Source organism: Shewanella inventionis, assembly GCF_019931735.1.
Taxonomy (GTDB): domain Bacteria; phylum Pseudomonadota; class Gammaproteobacteria; order Enterobacterales; family Shewanellaceae; genus Shewanella; species Shewanella inventionis.
In genome coordinates this window covers 2162178-2186735 of the sequence record NZ_CP082926.1, presented here as the reverse complement: position 1 = coordinate 2186735, position 24558 = coordinate 2162178, and the positions used below count along the sequence as shown (strand labels likewise).

Here is a 24558-nt window from a genome sequence, read left to right as displayed (position 1 = left end):
CCTTATCCCTGCTGCTGTGCATTAAACTGAGGACGCTTTGCATTGCAGCCCACTAAACCGTAGTAGCCAATAAAACCATAGCAAACTAATGGCACAATAAAGGCTAATTGAATACCAAAACTGTCAGCCATAACACCTTGCAATAAAGGTAAAACGGCGCCGCCGACAATGGCTAAACATAAAATACCTGAGCCCTGGCTTGTATGTTGTTTTAAATCTTGTAACGCTAAGCTAAAAATGGTCGGGAACATGATCGAGTTACACAGCCCTACAAACAATAAAGCCCACATTGCCACACTGCCTGCACTAAACATGGCTGCAACCACCAATACACAAGCACAAAGCGCATTAAAGGCTAATACTTTACCCGCTCTCACTTTTTGCATCACAGCCGCCCCAATAAAGCGGCCCACCATGGCACCACCAAAATAGTAGGCGATATAGTTAGCTGCTTGTGACTCAGATAACCCACCTATGTCGTCTTGAGTTAAAAAGCTAATTAAAAAGCTGCCAATGCCGACTTCAGCACCCACGTAAACAAAAATACCTACGGCGCCTAACACTAGATGCGGATACTGCCATGCACTGCCAGCAGGCTCGCTGTTTGTGCTCAGCACTTTTTTGCCTAATAGCGGCAGTTTTAACAGCATAAAAATAAGCGCTAGGGCAAATAAGGCGCCCGCTAAAATTAAATAGGGCGTTTGTACTGCTGTTGCTTGCTGCTGTACAGATAACTGCCCAATCACCTCACCCACTTCAGTTAATTTTTCATCGTGTTCTACCGTTGATAAAATTAACCAACTGCCAAAGAAAGGCGCAACGGTTGTACCAAGAGAGTTAAAGGCTTGGGTTAAGGTTAATCGTGAAGATGCCGTCTCAGCAGGGCCAAGTACACTGACATAAGGGTTAGCAGATACTTGTAAAATAGTGATGCCAGAAGCGAGAATAAAAAAAGCAAAAAGGAACATGTTGTAAGAGCCGTAACTCGCTGAAGGATAGAATAATAAACATCCGACACACGCAATCACTAAACCAGTGATAATCCCCTTTTGATAACCAATTTTACCCACTAGTGCGCCAGCGGGAATCGACACAATAAAGTAAGCACCAAAGAAACAAAACTGCACTAACATGGCTTGAGTGTAATTAAGCTCAAACATGTTTTTTAGGTATGGAATTAAAATATCATTGAGGCAGGTTAAAAACCCCCACATGAAAAATAAAGAGGTTAACGCGACTAACGCAAAGCGAAAGTCCCCGATTTGATGGGTCGAATCAACATGCGTTAATTCTGGTTGATGTGAAGTCGCCATGACATTCCCTATGTTATAAATCGTTATATTGGGTTGTTATCAATAAATGATGATTAATCGCTACCGTTCAATCGCTAAATCAATAGCAACATACAATGCCCATAAATCATTAACCCAATTCAGCTAAGTTAATCATCTCCCCTACGGGCTGGTAACCACTAATTTGCAAAATCAATTATTGACCTTTGAGTAATTAATCACTAATCTCAATGTAAGCGCTTTCATTTTTAACATATCGATAACTGATGTCAACGATTTTTAAGTACTCTAATAGATATTTTCATCATTGAGAAAATCGGGACAAGCGCGTTATAACGGGTGTTTCAGCGCAAAAAACTCTCAATAACAAAGACTCAAATTTAATCAATACTAAGTGAAAATTAATATGAAAATAATGTTACCAGCTAACTCGAAAATGCAATCAAAAGCATTCACCTATGGTGTGGCAACAGCTTCGTTTCAAATTGAAGGGGCAGCAGATTCTCGTTTAGCCTGTATTTGGGATACCTTTTGCGCCACGCCAGGCAAAATCCGTGATGGTTCAAACGGTGAGCAAGCTTGTGAGCACGTTAAACTATGGCGAGAAGACATTGACCTAATTGAGTCACTCGGCGTTGATGCGTATCGTTTATCGATTTCTTGGCCACGTGTATTGCACAAAGACGGCAGTGTAAATGCGCAAGGTGTGCAGTTTTACATCGACTTATTAGATGAGTTGAATCGTCGCGGTATTAAACCTTTTGTGACCTTATACCACTGGGATTTACCACAACACATTGAAGACAATGGTGGCTGGTTAAATCGCGAAACTGCCTACTTGTTTGCCGATTACACCGACAAAATTACTCAAGCTTTAGGTGATAGGGTGTATTCATATGCCACATTTAACGAGCCTTTTTGTAGCTCATATTTAGGCTACGAAATTGGCGTTCACGCACCCGGTTTAGCCAAAAAGTCTTATGGTCGCCAATCTGCTCACCATTTATTGCTAGCACACGGATTAGCAATGAAAGTACTGCAAAAAAACAGCCCTAACACCCTAAATGGCATCGTACTTAACTTTACCCCGTGTTACAGCGCAACAGACTCAATAGCAGATGTGCAAGCAGCCAGCAAAGCCGATCAATATTTTAATCAATGGTACATCAAGCCACTATTTGACCGCTGCTACCCAGAGATCATTAATGATTTTGACCCGCAAGATGTACCAGTAATGGAAGAAGGCGACTTTGACATTATTGCGCAACCCATCGATTTTTTGGGCATTAACTTTTACACCCGTGCAGTATATAAAGCTGATGCGACTCTTGGTTTTAGCCAAATTGATATGGTCGATAAGCCTAAAACCGATATTGGTTGGGAAATTTACCCACAAGCCTTTACTGACTTATTAACCTCACTACACAAATTGTACCCATTACCGCCGATGTACATCACCGAAAATGGTGCAGCGATGGCAGACAAATTAATCGACGGAAAAGTGGATGATCAAGACAGACTCGCCTATTATGACGCCCACTTAAATGCTGTAAATAATGCAATAGAACAAGGCGTTAATATTGTAGGTTATTTTGCTTGGAGTTTAATGGATAACTTTGAATGGGCAGAAGGTTATTTAAAACGCTTTGGTATTGTGTATGTCGATTACGCAACACAAAAACGAACACTTAAATCAAGTGCATACGCTTACAAAGACTTAATTGCTAATAGAAAATAAAAAAAAGCTGTTACAGCCGTTCCTAATCTATGAACGGCTTTATTTTAGTCATCTAGTCGCATCATATTAAAACAAAAAACACAATTATTGAGGCAAGTATGATCAGTATTAAAGAAAAAATTGCTTACGGGCTTGGGGATACCGCCAGTAATATCGTTTTTCAAACGGTGATGCTGTTTTTAACCTTTTTTTATACCGATATTTTCGGTATTTCACCGGCGTTTGTCGGCACCATGTTTTTAGCCGTACGCTTAATTGATGCGGTAACCGATCCTTTAATGGGAGCACTTGCAGACAGAACCAATACCCGTTGGGGTAAATTTAGGCCTTACTTATTATGGTTTGCTCTGCCCTTTGGCTTTATCAGTGTGTTGGCATTTACCACGCCAGATTTAACTGAAGATGGCAAAATGATTTATGCTTTTGTCACTTACACAGCATTGATGATGGTGTATACCGCAATTAACATTCCTTACTGTGCGCTAGGTGGCGTATTAACCGCCGATCCAAGAGAGCGAGTATCAGTACAATCATACCGTTTTGTGTTTGCCATGATTGGTGGCCTACTTGTATCAGGCCTCACATTGCCTTTAGTTGAATTCTTAGGTCAGGGCGATCAAGCCAAAGGCTATCAACTGACGATTACCGCTATGAGTATTTTAGGTGTAGCGATGTTTTTAGTGTGTTTTTGGGGCACAAAAGAACGTTTACACCCACCAGTGGATCAACAATCTAGCTTTAAAAAAGATTTTGGCGACATGCTAAAAAATGATCAATGGCGGGTACTTGCTGTTGCCGCCGTGTGTTTATTATCTGGCATGGTGCTGCGTACTAGCTTAGCCATTTATTATGTTAAGTATTACCTTAATATGCCTGACTCAATCACCTTATTTATCACTCTTGGTATGGTGGGTAATATCTTTGGGTGTATTTTGGCAGAGCCTCTTGCTAAACGTATCTGTAAAGTAAAAGCCTATATAGGGTTACAAATTATTGCCGCTGCGTTGTGTGTGTTAAGTTATTTTGTACCAAGCGAACAAGTCGTTTTAGCCTTCTTTATGTTTATCGCCTGGGGCTTTACCTTTAATATGGCCACACCGCTATTGTGGGCAAAAATGGCCGACGTGGTCGATTATGGTCAATACAAAAATGGCGTTCGCATCACAGGGATGATTTATTCATCTGTTATTTTCTTCATCAAGTTAGGTGTTGCCATTGGTGGTGCTGCAGCCGGTTGGTTGTTAGCTGGTTACGGATATCAAGCTGATACAGCTCAAACAGCCGAAACCCAACAAGGCATTTTATTATCCTTTACTATTTACCCCGCCATTGGCTCTATTTTGGTGGCGTTTGTGATGCGTTGGTACATCCTCGATAATCAACAAGTTGATCGCATTCACTTAGAATTAAATAGAGAAGTAAAATAAAATCATGTTAGTCTTGGCGCCTTATGTTCCAAGGCTAATTTGAATTTAATAACGTGAAATGAATATATGGCAACAATTTACGATGTATCGGTAATGGCGGGAGTGTCTCTGGCAACAGTTTCTAGAGTCATGAACAACAACACCAAAGTCAGTGACAAAACCAAACAAAAAGTATTGGATGCGATGCAAGTTTTAGGCTATCGCCCCAATACCATTGCACAGTCTTTAGCATCTAATTGTTCCAATAGCATTGGTGTGTTGGTGTCGCAACTTGATGGTCCGTTTTACGGCCCTATGATGACCGAAATAGAAACCGTACTGCGTGGCGCCAACAAGCACGTTATTATTGCAGCAGGCCACAGTGATGAAATTCAAGAAAAAGACAGTGTCGATTTTTTGATGAGCCGTGGCTGTGATGCACTTATTTTAGATATTGAAGCCGTCTCTGATGAGTACTTAATTGAGCTCAGCAAAGGTCCTACTCCGATTGTGTTTATTAACCGCTACATCGACGCTATTAAAGAGCGTTGTGTTTACCTTGAAAATGAACAAGGTGGCTTTATGGCCACCGACCACATCTTATCCCTTGGCCATAAAGACATTGCCTACATATCAGGGCCGTTATTTAAGCTCGACGTAAGGGATCGCTTAAAAGGCCATAAACGCGCACTTAAGCAATACAATATAGACTTTGATGACACCCTCTACTACGAAAGCGATTTTAAAGAAGCGGGCGGAAGCGAGGCTATGGAGCATTTGTTATCGCTAAACAAGCCAATTACCGCTGTGGTGTGTGCCAACGACCAAATGGCATCTGGGGCAATATCAGTTTGCTTAGAACATGGTTTACGAGTGCCTGAAGACATCTCATTTATTGGTTACGACAATATCCCGTTTCCGCAGTATATTTCACCTAAGTTAACTACGGTAAGTAACCCTATTCATGAAATGGGTAAAATGGCAGCAAGATGGGTACTACAGCACGTATATAACGACACTGAAATCCTGGTAGAAAGCTCGTTTTCGCCAGAGTTGTTTATCCGTACCTCAACCAAAGCCATAGACTAAACCAGTATCGCGTTTTTTACTCGTGATGGCATTGTTTTTGACTCAATTTTGAAAACAATGCCCAACCACCACCTACCGGCTTATCAATATCACCCCGCTATACTGACGTATTTATCGGATAAATACGCCCAAAACTAGCAACATTTCTCGCAACAAAAGAAAGCGCTTACATTTCATACCAATTTATCGCGATAAAAATAAACACATAAAAATCAGGTGCTAACAGTTACCACCATTTATCCCCTATCACGACGGTTAACAAAATGTAATAATTATTAATCATTTTTATTGACTAAGATCAATATTTACACTAGTTTTATGTAAGCGCTTACATTAGCTGTTTTATATGACAACAATTTATAAATAATGATCACAGCGCCGATGGAGAATTACAAAAACGATTTGCGCCCAACTCGCAATATTGAAAGACATAAAATCTAGTCAATGGGGATTTCCTAGATGAAAACAAGAACATTTAACAAAACCAAGCTTGCGACCAGTTTATCGCTTGTGCTTGGTATGAGCACTTTTCTACCTGCTCATGCTGCAGAAGAAACCAATGACGAGAATATCGAAGTCATTTCGGTGACTGGTATTCGCGGTAGTTTAATTAAATCAATGGATGTAAAGCGTTCTTCTAACGGCGTTGTAGACTCTATTTCAGCAGAAGATATCGGTAAGTTTCCAGACACTAACTTAGCCGAATCGCTACAACGTATCAGTGGTGTTTCGATTGACCGTGTCAACGGCGAAGGCAGTAAAGTTACAGTACGTGGTTTTGGTCCAGATTTTAACCTAGTAACACTGAACGGCCGCCAAATGCCGGTAACAACAGGTTCACGCTCATTTGATTTTGCTAACATCGCCTCAGAAAGTATTAGCGGCGTTGAAGTTTTTAAAACCGCGTTAGCAGAAAACCCAACGGGTGGTATTGGTTCTACCATCAATATTTTAACCCATAAGCCACTGAGCTCTCCTGGATTAAAAGCCACCTTTGGCGCAAAAGCCATGGATGACAAATCAACGCGTGAAGGCGGTATGACTCCTGAGTTATCAGGCTTGTACTCTAATACCTTTGCCGATGATAAATTTGGTATTTCGATTTCTGCCAGTTTCCAAGAACGTGAATCAGGCAACGCTCAAGCTCAAGTCGGTACCGGCTGGCGCAGCTTTCCTGGCACAGTTGATAACGACTGGGGTGCAGGTACCGCTGAATGGGGTGGTGTACCACAAGACGGTCAAGTCAATCGCCCAGGTGAAGGTGATATCTACTCTGTACCGCAAACCACCATTTACCGTTTTGAAGAACAACAACGTCAACGTACTAACGGTCAGCTAGTTTTACAATATCGTCCGGTAGATTCTATTACCACTACGTTAGACTACACCTACATGCGTAATGACGTTGATACTCAATACAATGACGTATCAGCCTGGTTTACGTTTGCTCCTTCAGAAAACGTTTGGACTGATGGCCCAATTTCTTCTCCATTAATCTATTCAGAAACCTATGCAAGCGCTCAAGATTTATCAATGGCGACTGGTGATTATGGCGTAAGAAACGAAAGTGGCTCACTTGGTTTTAACATCGAGTGGCAAGCCAATGAAGACCTAACACTGACATTCGATGCGCACAGCTCTGTGGCAGAAAACAAACCAAATAGCATTTACGGCTCAAGCAATACCTTAAGTACCGCAGGTTTTGTTCGTACTAGTGCCGCGACTGATTTCAGTGGCGATTTACCAGTATTAGCCGTGGGTGGTGGTAACGCCATTACACCTGCTGACATGGTGGTAACAGGTTCTGTATTTGGTAATGCACGTAATAAATCAGAAATTGATCAATATCAACTTGACGGTGAATACGTATTTGAAGACGCTGGCAGTATCGATTTTGGTTTAGCTTTAACCACAGTAAATAACCATTCGCAATCAGTTAACGTCCAGCGTAACGATTGGGGTGGTGTGGGTAGCCCTGGTGATTTAGATGATGCTTGGTTCCCTGCAGACACCATTCACGATAAATTCAGTGCTAACGGTGGCGATTTCTCTGATGGCACTGGCACTTACGACATTTTGAACACCATGTTTGTGTGGGATTTTGATGCTGTACGTGATTACGCGGCTGCAAATTACGCCTCATCTGTTATGGGTGATTGCGGTAACGGTTTCTGCCCATCTACAGATTACGCGTCTGACGTTGACCGTTTTACCGAAGAAGAATCTCAAGCGGTATACGTACAATACAACTATGACAGCGAAATTGGCGACATGCCATATGATGTCCACGTAGGGTTACGTTACGAGAAAACTGACGTCACATCAACTTCAGCGGTTGCGGGATATAACGGCACAAGTTGGGTGGGTGATACTGAAATCGCACTCGTGGCATCTGGCGATCGCGTATTTGAAACCCAAAAAGGTGATTATGATTACTTACTACCAAATATTAACTTTAATATTGAAGTAGTTGAAGATGTTATGCTGCGTGCCGCTTTCAGCGAAACCATAGGTCGTCCTGACTACACCTCTATTCAAGGTGGTACAGTTCGTAGCACGCTTGCAAACCAAAGTAATGGTGGTGGTTCAGCGGGTAACCCAAGTTTGTTACCTTTAGAGTCAAAAAACTACGACTTTTCAGCAGAGTGGTATTACGCACCGTCAAGTTATGTTTCTGTGGGTTACTTCTATAAAGATACTGAGAACTTTATCAGTAACACCAACGTTGTTACGACTTATGATGGCATGTACAACCCAGCAACAGGTGATTTATATCAAGCTGCGGTTCAAGCAACTGGTTCGTCTGATGCAGGTATTGTTCGTCAATACATATTCGACAACTTTGCCGATAATGCAGCTGTAGATGTCGCTAATGGGACCATTGCAGGTAGTGCGGCTAATAACGATGAACTGTTAGAGTTTTTCATCGACACACCATCTAACAGCTCTCGTAGCTCAGTAATTGATGGTTGGGAGTTTGCGGTACAGCATTTCTTCGGTGAAACCGGATTTGGTGTTATTGCCAACTACACCATCGTTAATAGCGATGACCAATATGACAACTTCTTACTCGAAGACCAACCTGCGCTTATCGGTCTAAGTGATACGGCAAACGCGGTATTAGTTTACGAAAACTACGGCTTCCAAGCTCGTGTGGCTTACAACTGGCGTGACGAGTTCTTAAACTCTCGCGGTCAAGATACTGGTGCTAACCCTCAGTACACTGAAGCTTACTCGCAAATTGACTTATCTGTCAGTTATGACATCGAGCAAGTTGAAGGCCTAACGGTATTTTTCGAAGGGCTTAACATTACCGAAGAATATACCCGAGTTCACGGTCGTGCTGACGAGCAAGTGTTAAACCTAACCGAAACAGGTGCTCGCTACAGCGTTGGTGCTCGTTACACCTTCTAAGTTGTATCTCACTTGATGTTATCCCGCTTTCCCCCAGTGTTAGCGGGATACATCAAGCCCTATTTAGGTCGTTGAGGTGCTCAAACTTTGGCACCTCTTTTTTTATCTGTATATATTAAGTGACAAGGACGTTACTGCTTTTTTAATACTGACCACAATGCGATAGCACAACACCGAGCTTTAAAATCAAAGTATTAAAAAACACAATGTGATAATCAAAACATGAAAGTGCTTACATTTTATAAATTTCTACTTATGATGTAGTGATGCTCATTTTACGTCATAACGTTGCAACATTATCAAAATAACAATAACGCCCAAAGCGTAGGTAGATATTATGCAAAAACCAATCACCCAAATAGTCATTGTTGGTGGCGGCACAGCCGGTTGGATAACGGCAGGACTACTCGCCGCCGAGCATAATGTCGACAAGGGCGTATTGGCTCACTCGCCTAAACTCAACATCACCTTAATTGAATCGCCCGAAGTAGCCACCATAGGTGTAGGTGAAGGTACCTGGCCTTCAATGCGCTCAACCTTGAGCAAAATCGGCATTGATGAAAATGACTTTATTCGCCGTTGTGATGCAAGCTTTAAGCAAGGCTCTCGCTTTATTCATTGGCGAAATGATACCCCAGACAGTTCAAACAGCTACTTGCATCCATTTAGCCTACCTCATGGTCATCAAGAACTCGATTTATGCCCATTTTGGTTGCCTCATGCACAACACGTAAGCTTTGCTAAGGCCGTGAGTAACCAGGACGTCGTATCTCAGCTTGGTTTAGCTCCTAAAACCATATCAACGGCGCAATATCACTTTCAAAATAACTATGGTTACCACCTTAATGCGGGCAAATTTAGCCAGTTACTGACAGAACATTGCACTCAAAAACTCGGTGTTAATCATATTTACGATCATGTCGAACAGATTGTGAATAATGAACAAGGCGACATTGAAAAGCTGATAACCAAGCAACATGGTGAGATTTCAGGGCAATTATTTATCGACTGCACTGGGGTAAAATCATTGCTATTAGGTGAGCACTTGCACGTGCCGTTTTTATGCCAAAAATCGGTTTTGTTTAACGACAGCGCCTTGGCCGTACAAGTACCTTATGAAGATCCGGCAACCGCCATCGCCTCTTGCACTCACTCAACCGCGCAGCCAAATGGTTGGATTTGGGATATCGGCTTACCGACCCGAAAAGGCGTTGGATATGTTTATTCATCAAGCCACAGTAACGACACCCAGGCAGAGCAAGTATTGCGGCGCTATATTACTGCAAATGGCACAAGCGACAAGCTTGCTTCGCAACTTGAGCTACGCAAGCTTAATATTAACCCTGGCTATCATGCTAAATGTTGGCAAAATAATTGTATTGCCATTGGCATGGCCGCAGGATTTATCGAGCCATTAGAAGCATCAGCCCTTGCGTTAATCGAGTGGACAGCATCTACACTCGCCCAACAATTACCGCCCAATCGTCAGGTAATGGACACCATTGCAGATAGAGTAAACCTACGTTATCAGCAGCATTGGCAGCAAATTATTGACTTTTTAAAGCTGCATTATGTTATTAGCCAACGAGACGCCGACGACTATTGGTGCGACCATCGCCAAAACAGCTCAATACCTGAACGCTTACAGGCACAGCTTGAATTATGGCGTTACCAGGCTCCAAGCCAACACGATATTAGCTATAAAGAAGCGCTCTTCCCTGCGGCCAGTTTTCAATATGTGCTTTATGGCATGGGGTTTCAAACCCAGTTACCTAGCCAGGTTAAACCGTCTTTACAGCAACTGGCTCAGCGACTGTTTACCGATAACCAGCAGCGCACACAAGCATTGAGTAAAAGCTTACCGACTAACCGGGCTTTACTCGATAAGGTGGCACAATATGGATTTCCAAAGCTTTGATAATACGGCAGAGGGTTTCCGTTAGACACTTGTTAAATTGAAGATGACGTCACGTATAAAAATCATAACAACATAACGTATTTGAACGAACAATATAGGACACAATATGACTCAGCATGTATTACTTAATAGCATCGATCATAAAGACTTAAAGATAAACACAAGCCGCTCAGCCGCTTTAGGCGACAACTTATGGTACAGCGTGACCTTTCCGCAAGAGTTTCGCAGTATTCAAGCTCACTACCCTATTTTCTTCCACAAAGATGCAACAACAGGCCAGTTTTATTCGGTGGCACTGTTTGGGTTTACCCAAAATGAAAACCTGTTTTTATCAAATGAGGGTTGGAACGCATCTTATATTCCGCTCACAGTTCGTCGCCAACCTTTTTTAATTGGTCAACAAACCGTGCGCGAAGATGGTGTTGAACGTCAGCAGCGCGTTATTCATATTGATTTAGATCATCCTAGAGTGAGCCAAACCGAAGGCGAAGCGCTATTTTTACCCTATGGCGGTAATACACCGTTATTAGATGAAGTCGGCGAAATGCTAGAGCTCATTCACCATGGCCTTATCGACAACCAACAGTTTATTGAAGCGCTAATTAAGCATGAGTTGCTTGAGTCGTTCACCCTTGACATCGAACTCGACAACGGTAAAAAACACCAAATGATCGGCTTTTATACCATTAACGAAAACACCCTAGCGACGCTATCAGCAGACACCTTAGCGACATTGCATCAACAAGGTTACTTGCAAGCCATTTTCATGGCCCTTGCCTCACAAAGCAAAGTACGCGATTTACTTAACCTTAAAAACGCACAAGGATAAAAGGAAGCCAGCTGATGTCTCACAGCAACCAGGCTCAAGCCTCAGTACACACAGGCACAATGCAAACCGTCGACAGTGTGAGCGGTTGGTCGTTAGCGCAGGTGATGGACTATGTTAAAAACGCCAACAAACCCATGGTGTTTAAAGGCTTATGTCATCATTGGCCTGTTGTACAAGCAGGGCTAGAGTCTGCTGACAAAGCGTTAGATTATTTACGCCAGTTTTATCAAGGCAATGCCGTAACGGCTTATTACTTGCCACCAGAGCAGCAAGGGCGCGTTTTTTACAATGAACAACTCAATGGCTTTAATTATCAAGCAGGACGTTTAGATTTCAATCAGTTAGTTAGCCGCTTACAACAAGAAAATGCCAGCCCAACGCCGGCAGGCATTTACATGGGCTCGACAGATATCCATCACTTTTTGCCCGGTCTTGGAGAGCAAAATAGCCTTGATATTAGCCCAATCAACCCGCTTACCAGTATTTGGCTAGGCAACAAAACCAAGGTTGCCGCTCATTTTGACTTTCCGCTCAACCTCGCCTGTAACGTAGTGGGTAAACGCACTTTTACTCTTTTTCCGCCAGAGCAAATAAGTAACCTCTATGTCGGGCCGATGGAGTTTGCTCCTGGCGGGCAAGACATCAGCATGGTGGATTTTGATAAGCCAGACTTTGAACTATTTCCTAAATTTAAACACGCACTGGCGGCCTCATTAACAGCTGAGCTGACACCAGGTGATGTGTTATTTATTCCCAGTATGTGGTGGCATCATGTGCGCGGTATTGACGATATTAACGTACTGATTACTCATTGGTGGCGCAACACGCCGGGGCATTTAGGTCGCCCTAATAACGCACTCCTGCACAGTGTGTTAAGCCTACGCTCACTGCCAAAAGCGCAGCGCCAGGCCTGGAAAGCAATATTTGACCATTACATTTTTGAGCATGATGAAGTAGACGATAGCTACATGCCAGACGATGCTAAAGGCATGCTAAGCAAACCTTTAGATGAATTAAACGCCCGTAAATTACGCGCAGAGTTAATTAATAAATTAAAACGATAATGCTGAACACAGCAAACATAAAACAGGATGCCCAAGATGAATAAATCAATCAAAAAAGTTGTCATAGCAGGCGGTGGCACGGCAGGCTGGATGGCCGCCGCCGCATTTAGCAAACTCATGGGCAAAAACCTTGACGTAGTATTAGTGGAGTCTGACGACATCGGCACCGTCGGCGTTGGTGAAGCGACCATCCCTACCCTGCATCTTTTTCATCGCCTACTGGGTTTAAAAGAGCAAGATGTGATGGCCGCCACCAATGCCACGTTTAAGTTGGGCATTCAGTTTGAAAACTGGCACGACGTGAATAAAGACTATTTGCACTCGTTTGGATTTCTAGGTAAAGACTGCTGGGCCTGCGGCTTTCAGCACTTTTGGGTCAAAGGAATGCAACAAAATATAGTCAGTGAGATCGGTGATTATTGCACTGAGCATTTGGCCGCTCGCCAGGGGCGGTTTGCGGTATTACCCAACCAAGACTACAACCATGCTTACCACATGGACGCCAGCTTATACGCTAAATTTTTACGTAAATTTGCCGAGCAGCATGGTATGACACGCATTGAAGGAAAAATTGCCGATGTGTTGCAACATGATGACTCTGGCGAAATTAAAGCATTACAGCTTGAGAATGGCGAGGTTATTGAAGGCGATTTATTTATCGACTGTACCGGATTTAGAGCCTTATTAATCGAGCAAACATTAAATACTGGCTTTGATGATTGGAGCCATTGGTTACCGTGTGACAGTGCTATTGCCGTACAAACTGAAGCCGTACAGCAACCCATTCCTTACACTCGCTCAATTGCCCACGAGTCTGGCTGGCAATGGCGAATCCCACTGCAACCTCGAACCGGTAATGGTATGGTTTTTTGCAGTAAGTATATTTCGGATGCAGACGCAACTGAATTACTGCTTAATAACATTGAAGGTAAACCGATTAATCAACCGCGAGTGATTAAGTTTAAAACCGGCACCCGTCGTCAACACTGGAACAAAAACTGTGTGGCAGTAGGATTGTCATCTGGCTTTTTAGAGCCGTTAGAGTCCACCAGCATTCATTTGATCCAGCGCAGCATCGTGCGCCTACTGCAACTATTTCCATCAAACGGCATCATACAAGCCGATGTGGATGAATTTAACCAGCAAACCAAAATAGAAATGGACAATATTCGCGACTTTATTATTTTGCATTATAAAGTCACCGACCGCGAAGACAGCCGTTTTTGGCGCTACTGTAAAAACATGCCAATCCCCGCCTCATTGCAGCACCGTATCGACATGTTTAGTCAATCTGGCAAAGTGTACAAATATGGTAATGAACTGTTTGGCGAAAGTTCGTGGATCCAGGTCATGATGGGACAGGGATTAATACCTAAAGAATATCACCCAATTGTTGATTTAATGGAGCCTGCCGAACTACAAAGCTTTTTAAACAACATTAAAGCAACGGTTAAACGTAAAGTTGACAGTTTGCCCGCGCATAATGATTTTGTGCAGCATTATTGTAAATCAACGGCAATGTAAGGCTAACCATGCCAACGCCGCAAACAACAAAATCCATCATCAAGGTCAATCATATTGTGCCTAAGGTACAATTGATTGGCCAACAACGAACCCCAGTTATTGTGATTGATAACTTTGCAGACGATATCAATCAACTGATTGATATCGCGATTAATAGCAGTGAATTTAATCAAGACAAAAACTCGTTTTACCCAGGGCAACGTACCGCACTACCAAGGCAGTATATTATCGATGTGATCAATGCCGTGTTCCAAATGATTTACGATGTGTACCGCATTCCAACAACTCGGCGCTTAAAACCGCAACAATGCGTATTTTCACTTATCGATACCCAACCACAAGCGCTTGTACCATTACAATGCATGCCACATTTTGACACCCCTAATCCGTATTATTTTGCCATTTTGCATTATCTTAATGACGCCCCCCATGGCAACACAGGATTCTTTAGGCACAAAAGCAGCGGCTTTGAGCGAATAAACAACCACAATATCGAGCAATATTTTGCCAAGGCGCAACCTTTTGTCGATTACATCACTCAGTCAAACCCACGCTATTGCGTTGCCAGCAACGATCACTACGACTTGTATCATCAAGTAGAATATAAACCCAATCGTCTGGTGATTTATCCCGGCAACTTGTTGCACTCAACCCTAGTGGACCCAAAAACCGACATCGATGCAAACCCGCAAACCGGCCGCCTAACGGCAAATATATTTATCGACTTTCAGTAAGCTAGATTTATAACTCCGTGCCGAGGCGGTGGTTCATAAAAGGGGAAACTAGCGCTCAATAAATCCCATTAAGCGTACAGTCAGTTGTTGTGCCAACTCAGGCTCTCCGGCTTGTTCAAGCAATAAAGCCACGCATTCTGCGGTGCATAATCCGCCTTCGAGTTGATTACGTCTTAGGGGATAAATAGAGGCATGTGTTGGCTGCAAACCCACTTTAATTAAGCTTTTAAGATATGGGCTTTGATTATACATTTTACGTGCTTCTTGCCAGGTGGCGTCAATCAACAGCAAATATTCAAAAGGTGGCGTACACTCCTTTGCAGATGCCTTAACATTATCAGCAGAGTTTGAGCTCACAAGTGGCGTGTCATCATCTGTTGGAAACACTAAACCTACAAGTCCTGCATCAATGGCGGCAATTAATGCAGGATCTGGCTGCTTACGGTGCCACTCAATTACACGGGCGCGTTCACCTAACACTTGCAACACCAATTGGCCGGTGTTAGTGATGCGAAGTCGCTCTCTTGGATGGGTTAATAAAATAAACTGCACAACACTCCCGACAAAGATTGCTATAGGCTTGAATAATCACACAATGTAACACATTTATAAGGCTGTCAGCAGACATAATGGATTACATAATAGATATGCTATCTGGCCATACTTTATATGAATTTACGATATAATCGCCCTTATAAAACTCGCATCCCAATACCGTAATTAACGATCACTCATGGCTTACCAACACATTGTCGCGTTATTTTTTACTATGGTTATTTTGGCCATTGTACCCGGACCTGCCGTATTTGCGGTGGTGTCACGCTCATTCTCTAATGGTTTTGAGCATGGCGCAGCGTTAACACTTGGCGTACTGCTTGGCGACTTTCTGTATATCTTATTGGCTTTGTTTGGGTTGGCTGCCATCGCCAATACGATGGGACCCACATTTGAACTGATTAAATATGCCAGTGCCTTGTATTTGTGCTGGCTCGGTTTAACTATGCTGCGTGCAACCGCCCATGGCGTTCAACTCGTTGAGCCGCCCAATGTCAGTATCAGCCAAAACATATTCACAGGCATTGTGATCACTTTAGGCAATCCCAAAGCGCTGATTTTTTATGTGAGCTTTTTCCCTGCATTTGTGCCCATGACAAAAGTAAGCTTAATCGATGTTGCCATTATTTTAACCATTGCCACCGCTGCTTTTGGCTCAATAAACCTTGCTTATGCATACTTAGCATCAAGTGCTAAACGGGTATTTAGCTCAACCAAAGCGGCCAATATAATTAATCGCACCGCTGGCAGCATTATGTTGCTTGCAGGCATATGGGTTGCCATTACGATATAGGATTTTCAATGACTGCACTTCGTTTTACCCCGTTAACCTTAACCAGCGGATTAACCCTTAAAAACCGTATAGTGGTGCCGCCCATGGCATCACAAACCGCTGATGAAAATGGCTTAGCAACTCCCGCCACCATTGCGCATTATCAACACCTTGCCCAATCGGGCGCAGGCCTTGTGATGGTGGAGTACAGCCATGTGAATTTGGCTGGTCGTAGTGAACCTAATCAACTTGGAGCACATGACAATGCTTGTTTAGTTGGCTTAAGCCAAATCGCTACAACGCTGCATAAGGCTGACGTGAAAACCGGTTTACAAATTACCCATTGCGGCGGCAAAGACAGTGCCGGCATAAGCGCTGATGTTATGGGGCCAACTGGCATTACTGTGCCCGCATACGACCGTGTATTACCTACACCAAGGGCTATGACAATGGATGATATCAAGCAATGGCAACAGGATTTTGTAGCAGCGGCAATACGTGCCGACAAAGCCGGTTTTGATTTAGTTGAAATCCATTGTGCCCACGGTTACGGCATTAATCAGTGGTTATCACCCTTAACCAATCAGCGCAAAGACATCTACGGCGGTAAGCTTGAAAACCGCGCCAGAATATTAATTGAGATTGTGACTCAAATTAAACAAGCGGCGCCGAGGTTAGTGGTGATGACTCGCATTCCTGGCCAAGATGGCTACCCTGGCGGTTTATCTCATGCAGACATGGCGCAAGTGAGCCAATGGTTAGTGGCAGCAGGTGTTGAAATACTCAATGTATCGTCAGGTATTGGCGGCTGGAATCGGCCTAAAGATAAACGTGGCGAAGGCTTTTTGGTTGAAGATGCCGCGCCGTTAACCGGCAAAACCACTGCGGCGGTTATTGGTGTCGGCGGTATTGAAAGCGTGGATTATATTGAAACCATTTTAGCCACCAAGCAAGTGGATTTAGTCGCTGTTGGTCGGGCTATTTTAGCAGGCCCAAGTGAATTTGCTCACAGGGTGATGCAAGGCTAGTTACAGCTCATCTACTGCATTGGCTGTAGGCGATATTATGCCTTTAAAAATCAGCGGGTAGCGTCTTACTCGCTGACCAATATCGTCGCTCATCACCTGCCTGTAAAGCAATTCAATATCATCATTGTCTTCAAACACCAGTAGCAACCTGTCAATGGCAGTATGTAAGCCTTTTTTCAAAAAAGGCTGCGCCTGAAACTGCGCAATGTTGTGTCTCACAATGGCGATTTTTTCAGGATGACGGCGAAGCTCGGCAAACACTTGCTCAAAATAGTCCAGGTGCAGCGCAGGTGTAGCACGATTGCCACGTCTTGTCCTGGGCGCACCTGAGCCTCGTTTAAAATACATTGCAGGCAATGTTGTAACCTCAAATTAACTCGCGTTTACTCAATTAACCTCAGCTCTGGATAACAAACGCCTTTCAAGCAGTCCTTTGCCTTCCTCACTGCGTTGAATTAACTTGCAATAGGCTAGCTATTGACGCGTTAATTCGCCTTGTTAGCAAAACAAATCACAAGCTTGACAGTGGATTTTAGTCAATCTATTGATTTATATCGTTATCAATACATCTCTTATCCAGCGTTGAGGTCAATCAGGTGATTAACTCAACAGCGCCAATAAATCATCGGCGTTGCCTTGCCATGGGCCTTGAGTGCCATCGGATAAAATACTGTCAGCTAAACCTTGTTTATGCTGCTGCATTTCTTGAATTTTTTCTTCGACCGTCCCCTGGGCAATTAGCTTATACACAAATACCGGATTAAGCTGACCAATGCGGTGAGCCCTATCAGTTGCCTGGCGCTCTGCAGCAGGGTTCCACCATGGGTCGAAATGAATAACCGTATCTGCCGCCGTTAAATTAAGCCCAGTACCACCGGCTTTTAAGCTGATTAAAAACACCGAGTTGTCGCCCTCTTGAAATGCATCTATCTGAGGTTGACGGTCGAGTGTCTGGCCGGTTAATTTACTGTAACTAATTTCTAGCGTTTTAAGTTCATCTTCAATCAACGCCAGCATGCCGGTGAACTGACTAAAAATAAGGATTTTACGGCCCTCTTCAATCATTTCAGGCAGGTTTTGAATTAACCAAGTGAGCTTGGCGTTGTCTTTCACGTGTTGAGCTTGCTCAAGCTTAACAAGGCGGGGATCGCAACAGGCCTGGCGTAACTTTAATAATGCATCTAAAAACTCAATATGACTGCTCGACACCCCTTTCTTAGCAAACAGTTCCCGCAGTTTTTTCTCCATGACTAAGCGGATAGACTCATACAAATTACGCTGATCTTTCTCAAGCTCCAGTGTTTGGATAATCTCGGTTTTCTCTGGCAGTTCTGACACCACCTCTTTTTTGGTGCGCCTTAGCATAAACGGTGAAATACGCTTACTCAGCAAGACTGACTTTTCAACATCGGCTTGCTTTTCAATCGGCCCACGAAACTCTTTATTAAAGTAAGTGTGCTGCCCTAATAAGCCCGGTAAGCAAAAATCCATCAATGACTTAAGCTCGCCTAAATGGTTTTCAAGCGGCGTACCCGACAAACATAAGCGAAATTGACCCTTTAAGGTTTTAATCACCTGGGTCACTTTAGCCTGGGCGTTTTTGATCTGCTGGGCTTCATCTAAAATGATATGGTCAAATACATAATCGCTATATATGGCTTCATCGCGCAGCATTAACGGGTACGTTGTTACCACCACATCAAAGTCATCGATTTGCTCTAACAATGGCTGGCGTTTATTACCATGAATAACCACCACATTGAGTGACGGGGCAAATTTGTTGGCTTCTTTAAGCCAGTTACCCACCAAACTGGTTGGACATACAATTAAGCTGGTGCGATGCGTCTTGGCGTCTTGCTTAGCTTTAAGTAAAAAGGCCAAGGTTTGAATGGTTTTACCCAGGCCCATGTCATCGGCTAAAATCCCGCCAAGTTGGTATTCTTTTAAAAAACACAGCCAGTCAAAACCCTGTTTTTGGTAATCGCGCAATGTGGCATTTAAACCTGCTGGTAACTCAACCGACGTAACGCCTTTAAACTCGGCCAATTTAGCGGCTAAATTACGTACCCGCTCGCCATTGAGCAAACGCACATCGCTGGCAGATAAATCATTAAGAATGTGGGCTCGGTTACGCGGTATGGCAATTTGGTCGCCTGAGTTGCGGTTAAACAACTCTTGAATGATAGAAATCAAAGGTTTAATGGTTTTGGCTTTAATTTTAATAAAACCGCCATTAGGCCCAGGGAGAATTAATTCATCGTCATCTGCCGGCTCACCATTTTGTTGTAACCAGCGGGCGACCAAGGCTAATAAAGGCACATTTTGGCCGTCTATATCGGCGCTCAACGACAGCGAAAACCAGCCAGACTCGTCATCGTCAACCAAATCTACATCTAACTGTGCATCGACAATGTTTAAGTCAAAGTCATCTTCAAACTGAATTTCAACGCCCAACGCAGTTAATGCATCAAGGCCATTTTCAGTTAAATTAGACCATTCAAAAATCGACTCTGGTAACAAACCAACACTTAAAAAGTATTCAGGTTGATTGGCATATTCACTCGGAATAAAACTCACTAAGCCAGCTTCTGTCAACGCGTGTAATGTGGCTAATTCTTGTTCAACATTGCGATACACTTGATATTGCACACTGCCTTTTTTAACCAGGCTAATACGTTCAGGTTTAAGGGATGCGTTAAAACTCACCTCTCCATAGTGCTGCTCTACCCTAATAACCGGCTGTAATACAGGATTATTGGCATAAATTTCGCGAGTAAAAATCAATTTGGTTTTTAAAGGATCGTTGATTTCGCAAAAATCAATTTCACTTGGCACAGGCACCGTTTTTGGCGAAAAGTGTTGCAGCATTTTGTGGCTAATTTGGTCAACTTGCGCCAACGGTACAGGCGGCATATGTTGTAATAAACTGAGCTTTTTGGCCGATAAATCGGTGTCGATTTTACCTAAACGTAAATAATCTAATTCAACATACAGTGGTGGTTCGGTGGCGACAAACTCCCAGTTTTCAAGGCCGGGCATGCGCATTTGCATTTGCGTGTGTTTTTTATCAAGCTCGCACCAAATAAATTCTGGCGCAATGGATTTAGCCCAGGTTAACGGGGTGCGATTTTCTTCCCAAAAGCACACTTGATCTGCGAGCATTTTGGTTAAAGCTAAATAGGATATTTCACCGTCGATATAAATTTTTGATCCCTGGTTATTTGACGACAATAACAAGCTAATGATTTGTTTATCTTCAGGGTCAATCCACCAAGGCATACTATAACGAATATCGGTTAACGCCAGCTTGCTGCCTTTATTATACTGGCCTTTTTTGTTGAGTTTACTGCGTTTGAATTCGACAAAAATCCCATTGGGATCATTGGATAATACATAAATAATTCGGTCTTTCTCTTCTTGATCATCGTCATATTCACTGGCCGTTTTTTGATCGTCAAGCTGGCGTAACCACTGGTGAATGCGTTGCTCTTCTACCGGCTTTTTATCCACTAGCGCCAGCATGGCTGCTGCAACGTGTTTGCAATTGGTGCGCACTGGGCAAGTACAATGCGAGCGCATCACAATTTTGTGGTTAACATTAACAAGGGTGATTTCTTGACGGTAAGGCTCATCAGCAGAGCCTTCGACATAAGCTTCGATATCATGGTTGTTGCTGCTGGCGGTCACTTCAAGTACTCGACCCTGGATCAAGTAGTTTTGTGCTTTTTGAATTTGCGTGGCCGAAAACAGTTTCGCAATCATCTCTAATGAAAGCTTAATGGGGAGATTAAACAGTTTCGCCGACATCAATATACCTAATAAAAACCGAGCAGAAAAATCATCACTGCTGATAAAAAGTTAACTTACCATTCTATGGAAGAAAGCATGCAATATCTAGCTTTTGCCTAACATTTGCAGGTAAATCTTGCTTAAAATGATGCCAATAGTCAGTGCAAAGTCATAGCGTAAGGTGCAATACCTTGATACGAAACAAGTTGATGAAAGGTTTACTTGGAACGTAAAACGAGAAATGGTTCTTTTTGTTGGTAAAAATAGACGTTCGATTATGTCATTAATCGACCAAGTTTGGTCAATTACCCACCTGCCGGTTACCAGTATCCACTTAGCACATCCATTAAAACCATTAGTAACCAGGGCGAGATAGCAAGACTGACTTTTAATCGGGTAAGTTGTTGCCGAAATTGCTGTAAATTAGCATCGTTTAGGTGAGAGATATCACCGGTATTAAACGACTCCATCAACATGACCTCGGTGCCTTTTTTAGCATCACCCATTTTACTGCCAATGCGCTCGCATTCTTCATAAACCTTAGGGTAACTGCGTTTAATGTAATGACAAATATGATGGGTGACGCCATTTAATCGATAAATAAAAAAAACGAATGATATCGCGGTTAACGCTATCCAACTCATTATCAGCATTCTCTCTCCTTATTACAGAAATCACATCCCCACACAGCTAAAAAACAATCAATAACATTACCTGAGTCACACATTTTATTGAATGGTTATCATCAATAAGGCAAGCAATACAAACACTAAGACAAATAGAGTCACACCAAGTTCATTTCACAGTCATAAAAACCATATCAAGCGGTTATCACTTAAGCGAAATTGTGTTTATGGGCCATATTTCAATTTTTAGCCTAATGACGATGGCCCCCAATCGAGTTAATTAGCTTGCACATAAAAAATATACGCATCAAGTGAACATTAAGCCCATTTAATAACAGTGATTGAATATCAGGCTCATCTCAGTCATGTTCAATGTTCAGTTATACCAATCAGGGAAATAAGTGAGCATTCTTGTGCTGATGACATAATACCAATTCCACTAATTATCTGGTCATTCAGCGGGAATTCTGTGCCTTCTAGGCAAGTAATAGGATTGTAGGCATAGTTGCTCTACGTCAAAATACTATTAAGCAGCATAGAAGGCACAGAAACCCGCCTTGCAGGAGACACTCATACTTTCCATTTCTTTGTTGCATCGCCTTAAAAGGGAATAACCATTCTTTCAACAATGCGCCTCAAACTGAAAAGTCTGAGCGACTCTGATTGGTCACATAATTAATGGAAATGGTATAATAAGTTAGCGTTAATCCATCGATTTAGCCTTGCAGTAAATATTCTTCTGCTTTTTCAATGCTGCGCGGTTTGCCCACCAACATTAAAATATCATTGCGTCTTAATATCCACTCTGGTGGCGGAGGGTCAATTTCTTCGCCGCGACGACGCACGGCGCGAAGCTCTACATCAAGAGTTTGCCACGGAATATCGGCTACTGTTTTCCCCACGGCACTCGCACTAGCGGCCAATGATACAGCGTGCAATAAATCGAGGGTAAAGTCGGTTTCTGTGCCAGAAAAAAAGCCGTGTAAATATTGGTAATGATTACGACGCTCTGACTCTAAGCGCTTAATAATCCGCGCTAACGGTACTCCGCATTTAAATAACACTTGCGACACCAACATTAAGCTACCCTCTAAAGACTCAGGGATCACTTGGGTTGCTCCTGCCTCTTTAAGCTCATGTAAATTAGCATCATCGCGAGTGCGCACTAAAATTTTCACATCGGGTGCTAATTTGCGTGCAACGGCTAAACATTCTTCTGATTGCCTTGGCTCGCAAAACGTCACCACGACAAGGCTGGCCTGGCGAATCCCCATTTTTTTCAACAATGCCATTCTACAGGCATCGCCAAAATGAATGTTCTCGCCTGCGGCTCTTGCTTCGGTCACCCTAGTAGGGTCGATGTCTAACACTAAATACGGTACCGCTTCTGTTTTTAAAAAACGGGCAATAGTTTGTCCAACGCGTCCGTAACCTAAAATCAAGACTAAATCGCTTTCGTCTGTGTTGGGCAATACAATATCAATCGGTTCAGACTCTGGTTTTTTATTGCTACCGCTGATCTTTTTAGCAATATCGACACTGTGGCGAATTAACCAAGGTGCAATTGACATAGAAAGCACGGCAACGGCAACCAACACTGTACTGACTTCGGTTTCAAGTAATTGATAGTTCACTGCAAGGGCGAGCAATACAAAACTAAACTCTCCCACCTGCCCAAGACTAATGGCTGTGCTGAGTGAGATTTTACTGTTTTCACCTGCTAATTTAAGAATGCCATGAACAATTAAAATCTTAGTTATCACCACGGCGAACAAAAGCAACAGCACTTGCCACCAGTACTGCATTACTAAATTAAAATCGAGCAACATGCCTATCGAGATAAAAAACAGCCCCATAAGCAAATCGCGAAACGGCCTAATATCGGCTTCTAACTGTCTACGGTATTGACTTTCACCTAACAACATACCGGCGATAAATGCGCCTAATGCCATCGACAAACCAAGCCACTGAGTAAATGCACCCGTCACTAACGCCACAACCAAAGTAGACAATACGAATAACTCGTTTGAACGCGAACGCGCAACTTCATCAAATATTCGCGGTAAAATCCATTTGCCAAATGACATTAAGCCTAAAAAGGCCAAAATCCCGGTGAGCAAGCCCCAAGCGATGCCGTTAAAACTCATTTGGGTACCATCATTGGCCAGTAACGGCATTAAAATAAGTAAAGGCACCACAGCTAAATCTTGAAATAGCAATACACTGACTGACAGCTCGCCGTGACGTCGGCGCAACCAGTTTTGTTCATTTAGGAGTTTGAGCACAATCGCAGTTGACGACAAGGCAATTGCTGAGCCAATCACCACTGCAGCCACTAAATCCTGGCCAATAAGCATGGCTATTGCACCTGCCACAAAGGCAGTGATAATCATTTGCGCACTGCCTAAACCAAACACGGTACGGCGCATCGCCCACAGCCTAGGTACCGAAAACTCAAGCCCGAGTGTGAACATCAGCAACACTACGCCTAGCTCGGCCACAGACTGCATTTGTAACTGGGTAAACCAATGAAAACCACTAGGTCCACTCACCACGCCAGTTAACAAATAAGCCAAAATAGCCGGCAAACCAACTCGTCTAAGCAATGCAATCGCCACAATCGCAATCACAAGCATTGAAAGAATATGAATAAAAATGCTGTGTTCCATTACGGTATAGGCTCCTTGTCAAAAAAATGTCGATAGGGAATTTACGAATATCTAATCTCTACAGTAAATCATCAAGCAACTAATAACTATAGAATTTTTTCATAGGCACGA

17 protein-coding genes are annotated in these 24558 nt (G+C 43.0%); 11 read left to right on the top strand and 6 right to left on the bottom strand.

Going from position 1 to position 24558, the window contains the following annotated elements:
- Positions 1-2: 2 nt before the first annotated feature.
- Entirely contained in the window at positions 3-1313 is a 1311-nt protein-coding gene (locus tag K8B83_RS09810; protein ID WP_188739527.1) for a sugar MFS transporter, read from the bottom strand.
- 385 nt (positions 1314-1698) lie between these two features.
- On the opposite strand from K8B83_RS09810, the gene K8B83_RS09805 reads away from it, so the two are divergent.
- The 9 genes from K8B83_RS09805 to K8B83_RS09765 all read left to right on the top strand — a co-directional run bounded on the left by K8B83_RS09805 (position 1699) and on the right by K8B83_RS09765 (position 15008).
- Complete coding sequence (locus K8B83_RS09805) at positions 1699-3030, top strand: GH1 family beta-glucosidase (protein WP_188739528.1); 1332 nt, start codon at positions 1699-1701, stop codon at positions 3028-3030.
- A gap of 98 nt (positions 3031-3128) precedes the next feature.
- Positions 3129-4457, top strand: a complete 1329-nt coding sequence (locus K8B83_RS09800; protein ID WP_188739529.1) for a glycoside-pentoside-hexuronide (GPH):cation symporter — start codon at positions 3129-3131, stop codon at positions 4455-4457.
- Between the two features lie 66 nt (positions 4458-4523).
- Positions 4524-5525, top strand: coding sequence for a LacI family DNA-binding transcriptional regulator (locus K8B83_RS09795; RefSeq protein ID WP_223419820.1), 1002 nt, complete (start codon positions 4524-4526; stop codon positions 5523-5525).
- Between the two features lie 459 nt (positions 5526-5984).
- Complete coding sequence (locus K8B83_RS09790; RefSeq protein ID WP_188739531.1) at positions 5985-8939, top strand: TonB-dependent receptor; 2955 nt, start codon at positions 5985-5987, stop codon at positions 8937-8939.
- 337 nt (positions 8940-9276) lie between these two features.
- A complete protein-coding gene (locus K8B83_RS09785; protein WP_223419819.1) occupies positions 9277-10857 on the top strand; it encodes a tryptophan halogenase family protein in 1581 nt (526 codons plus the stop codon).
- Positions 10858-10963: 106 nt separating this feature from the next.
- Positions 10964-11686, top strand: a complete 723-nt coding sequence (locus tag K8B83_RS09780) for a SapC family protein (RefSeq protein ID WP_188739533.1) — start codon at positions 10964-10966, stop codon at positions 11684-11686.
- Positions 11687-11790: 104 nt separating this feature from the next.
- Positions 11791-12750, top strand: a complete 960-nt coding sequence (locus K8B83_RS09775; RefSeq protein WP_398410856.1) for a cupin-like domain-containing protein — start codon at positions 11791-11793, stop codon at positions 12748-12750.
- 36 nt (positions 12751-12786) lie between these two features.
- A complete protein-coding gene (locus K8B83_RS09770) occupies positions 12787-14274 on the top strand; it encodes a tryptophan halogenase family protein (RefSeq protein ID WP_223419817.1) in 1488 nt (495 codons plus the stop codon).
- 8 nt (positions 14275-14282) lie between these two features.
- Positions 14283-15008, top strand: a complete 726-nt coding sequence (locus tag K8B83_RS09765; protein ID WP_223419816.1) for a DUF6445 family protein — start codon at positions 14283-14285, stop codon at positions 15006-15008.
- Between the two features lie 48 nt (positions 15009-15056).
- Here K8B83_RS09765 and K8B83_RS09760 read toward each other — a convergent pair whose 3' ends face one another.
- Positions 15057-15560: a DTW domain-containing protein gene (locus tag K8B83_RS09760; protein WP_223419814.1), complete on the bottom strand. Its 504-nt coding sequence runs from the start codon at positions 15558-15560 to the stop codon at positions 15057-15059.
- Positions 15561-15741: 181 nt separating this feature from the next.
- Between K8B83_RS09760 and K8B83_RS09755 the strand changes: the two genes are divergently transcribed.
- Complete coding sequence (locus K8B83_RS09755) at positions 15742-16356, top strand: LysE family translocator (protein WP_188739537.1); 615 nt, start codon at positions 15742-15744, stop codon at positions 16354-16356.
- 8 nt (positions 16357-16364) lie between these two features.
- A complete protein-coding gene (locus K8B83_RS09750; RefSeq protein ID WP_223419812.1) occupies positions 16365-17363 on the top strand; it encodes an NADH:flavin oxidoreductase in 999 nt (332 codons plus the stop codon).
- Here the strand turns inward: K8B83_RS09750 and K8B83_RS09745 are convergent, their stop codons facing one another.
- From K8B83_RS09745 to K8B83_RS09730, 4 genes are all read right to left on the bottom strand, one after another.
- A complete protein-coding gene (locus tag K8B83_RS09745; RefSeq protein ID WP_223419810.1) occupies positions 17364-17720 on the bottom strand; it encodes a hypothetical protein in 357 nt (118 codons plus the stop codon). It abuts the gene before it with no gap.
- Positions 17721-17963: 243 nt separating this feature from the next.
- Complete coding sequence (locus K8B83_RS09740; RefSeq protein WP_223419808.1) at positions 17964-21170, bottom strand: DEAD/DEAH box helicase; 3207 nt, start codon at positions 21168-21170, stop codon at positions 17964-17966.
- Positions 21171-21472: 302 nt separating this feature from the next.
- Positions 21473-21805, bottom strand: a complete 333-nt coding sequence (locus tag K8B83_RS09735; RefSeq protein ID WP_188739541.1) for a hypothetical protein — start codon at positions 21803-21805, stop codon at positions 21473-21475.
- Positions 21806-22494: 689 nt separating this feature from the next.
- Positions 22495-24447: a monovalent cation:proton antiporter family protein gene (locus tag K8B83_RS09730; RefSeq protein ID WP_188739542.1), complete on the bottom strand. Its 1953-nt coding sequence runs from the start codon at positions 24445-24447 to the stop codon at positions 22495-22497.
- Positions 24448-24558: the final 111 nt, after the last annotated feature.

Coding starts and splice junctions, on each gene's coding strand:
- K8B83_RS09810 (WP_188739527.1), bottom strand. CDS start 1,313: ATGGCGACTTCACATCAACCAGAATTAACGCATGTTGATTCGACCCAT.
- K8B83_RS09805 (WP_188739528.1), top strand. CDS start 1,699: ATGAAAATAATGTTACCAGCTAACTCGAAAATGCAATCAAAAGCATTC.
- K8B83_RS09800 (WP_188739529.1), top strand. CDS start 3,129: ATGATCAGTATTAAAGAAAAAATTGCTTACGGGCTTGGGGATACCGCC.
- K8B83_RS09795 (WP_223419820.1), top strand. CDS start 4,524: ATGGCAACAATTTACGATGTATCGGTAATGGCGGGAGTGTCTCTGGCA.
- K8B83_RS09790 (WP_188739531.1), top strand. CDS start 5,985: ATGAAAACAAGAACATTTAACAAAACCAAGCTTGCGACCAGTTTATCG.
- K8B83_RS09785 (WP_223419819.1), top strand. CDS start 9,277: ATGCAAAAACCAATCACCCAAATAGTCATTGTTGGTGGCGGCACAGCC.
- K8B83_RS09780 (WP_188739533.1), top strand. CDS start 10,964: ATGACTCAGCATGTATTACTTAATAGCATCGATCATAAAGACTTAAAG.
- K8B83_RS09775 (WP_398410856.1), top strand. CDS start 11,791: ATGGACTATGTTAAAAACGCCAACAAACCCATGGTGTTTAAAGGCTTA.
- K8B83_RS09770 (WP_223419817.1), top strand. CDS start 12,787: ATGAATAAATCAATCAAAAAAGTTGTCATAGCAGGCGGTGGCACGGCA.
- K8B83_RS09765 (WP_223419816.1), top strand. CDS start 14,283: ATGCCAACGCCGCAAACAACAAAATCCATCATCAAGGTCAATCATATT.
- K8B83_RS09755 (WP_188739537.1), top strand. CDS start 15,742: ATGGCTTACCAACACATTGTCGCGTTATTTTTTACTATGGTTATTTTG.
- K8B83_RS09750 (WP_223419812.1), top strand. CDS start 16,365: ATGACTGCACTTCGTTTTACCCCGTTAACCTTAACCAGCGGATTAACC.
- K8B83_RS09740 (WP_223419808.1), bottom strand. CDS start 21,170: ATGTCGGCGAAACTGTTTAATCTCCCCATTAAGCTTTCATTAGAGATG.
- K8B83_RS09735 (WP_188739541.1), bottom strand. CDS start 21,805: ATGCTGATAATGAGTTGGATAGCGTTAACCGCGATATCATTCGTTTTT.
- K8B83_RS09730 (WP_188739542.1), bottom strand. CDS start 24,447: ATGGAACACAGCATTTTTATTCATATTCTTTCAATGCTTGTGATTGCG.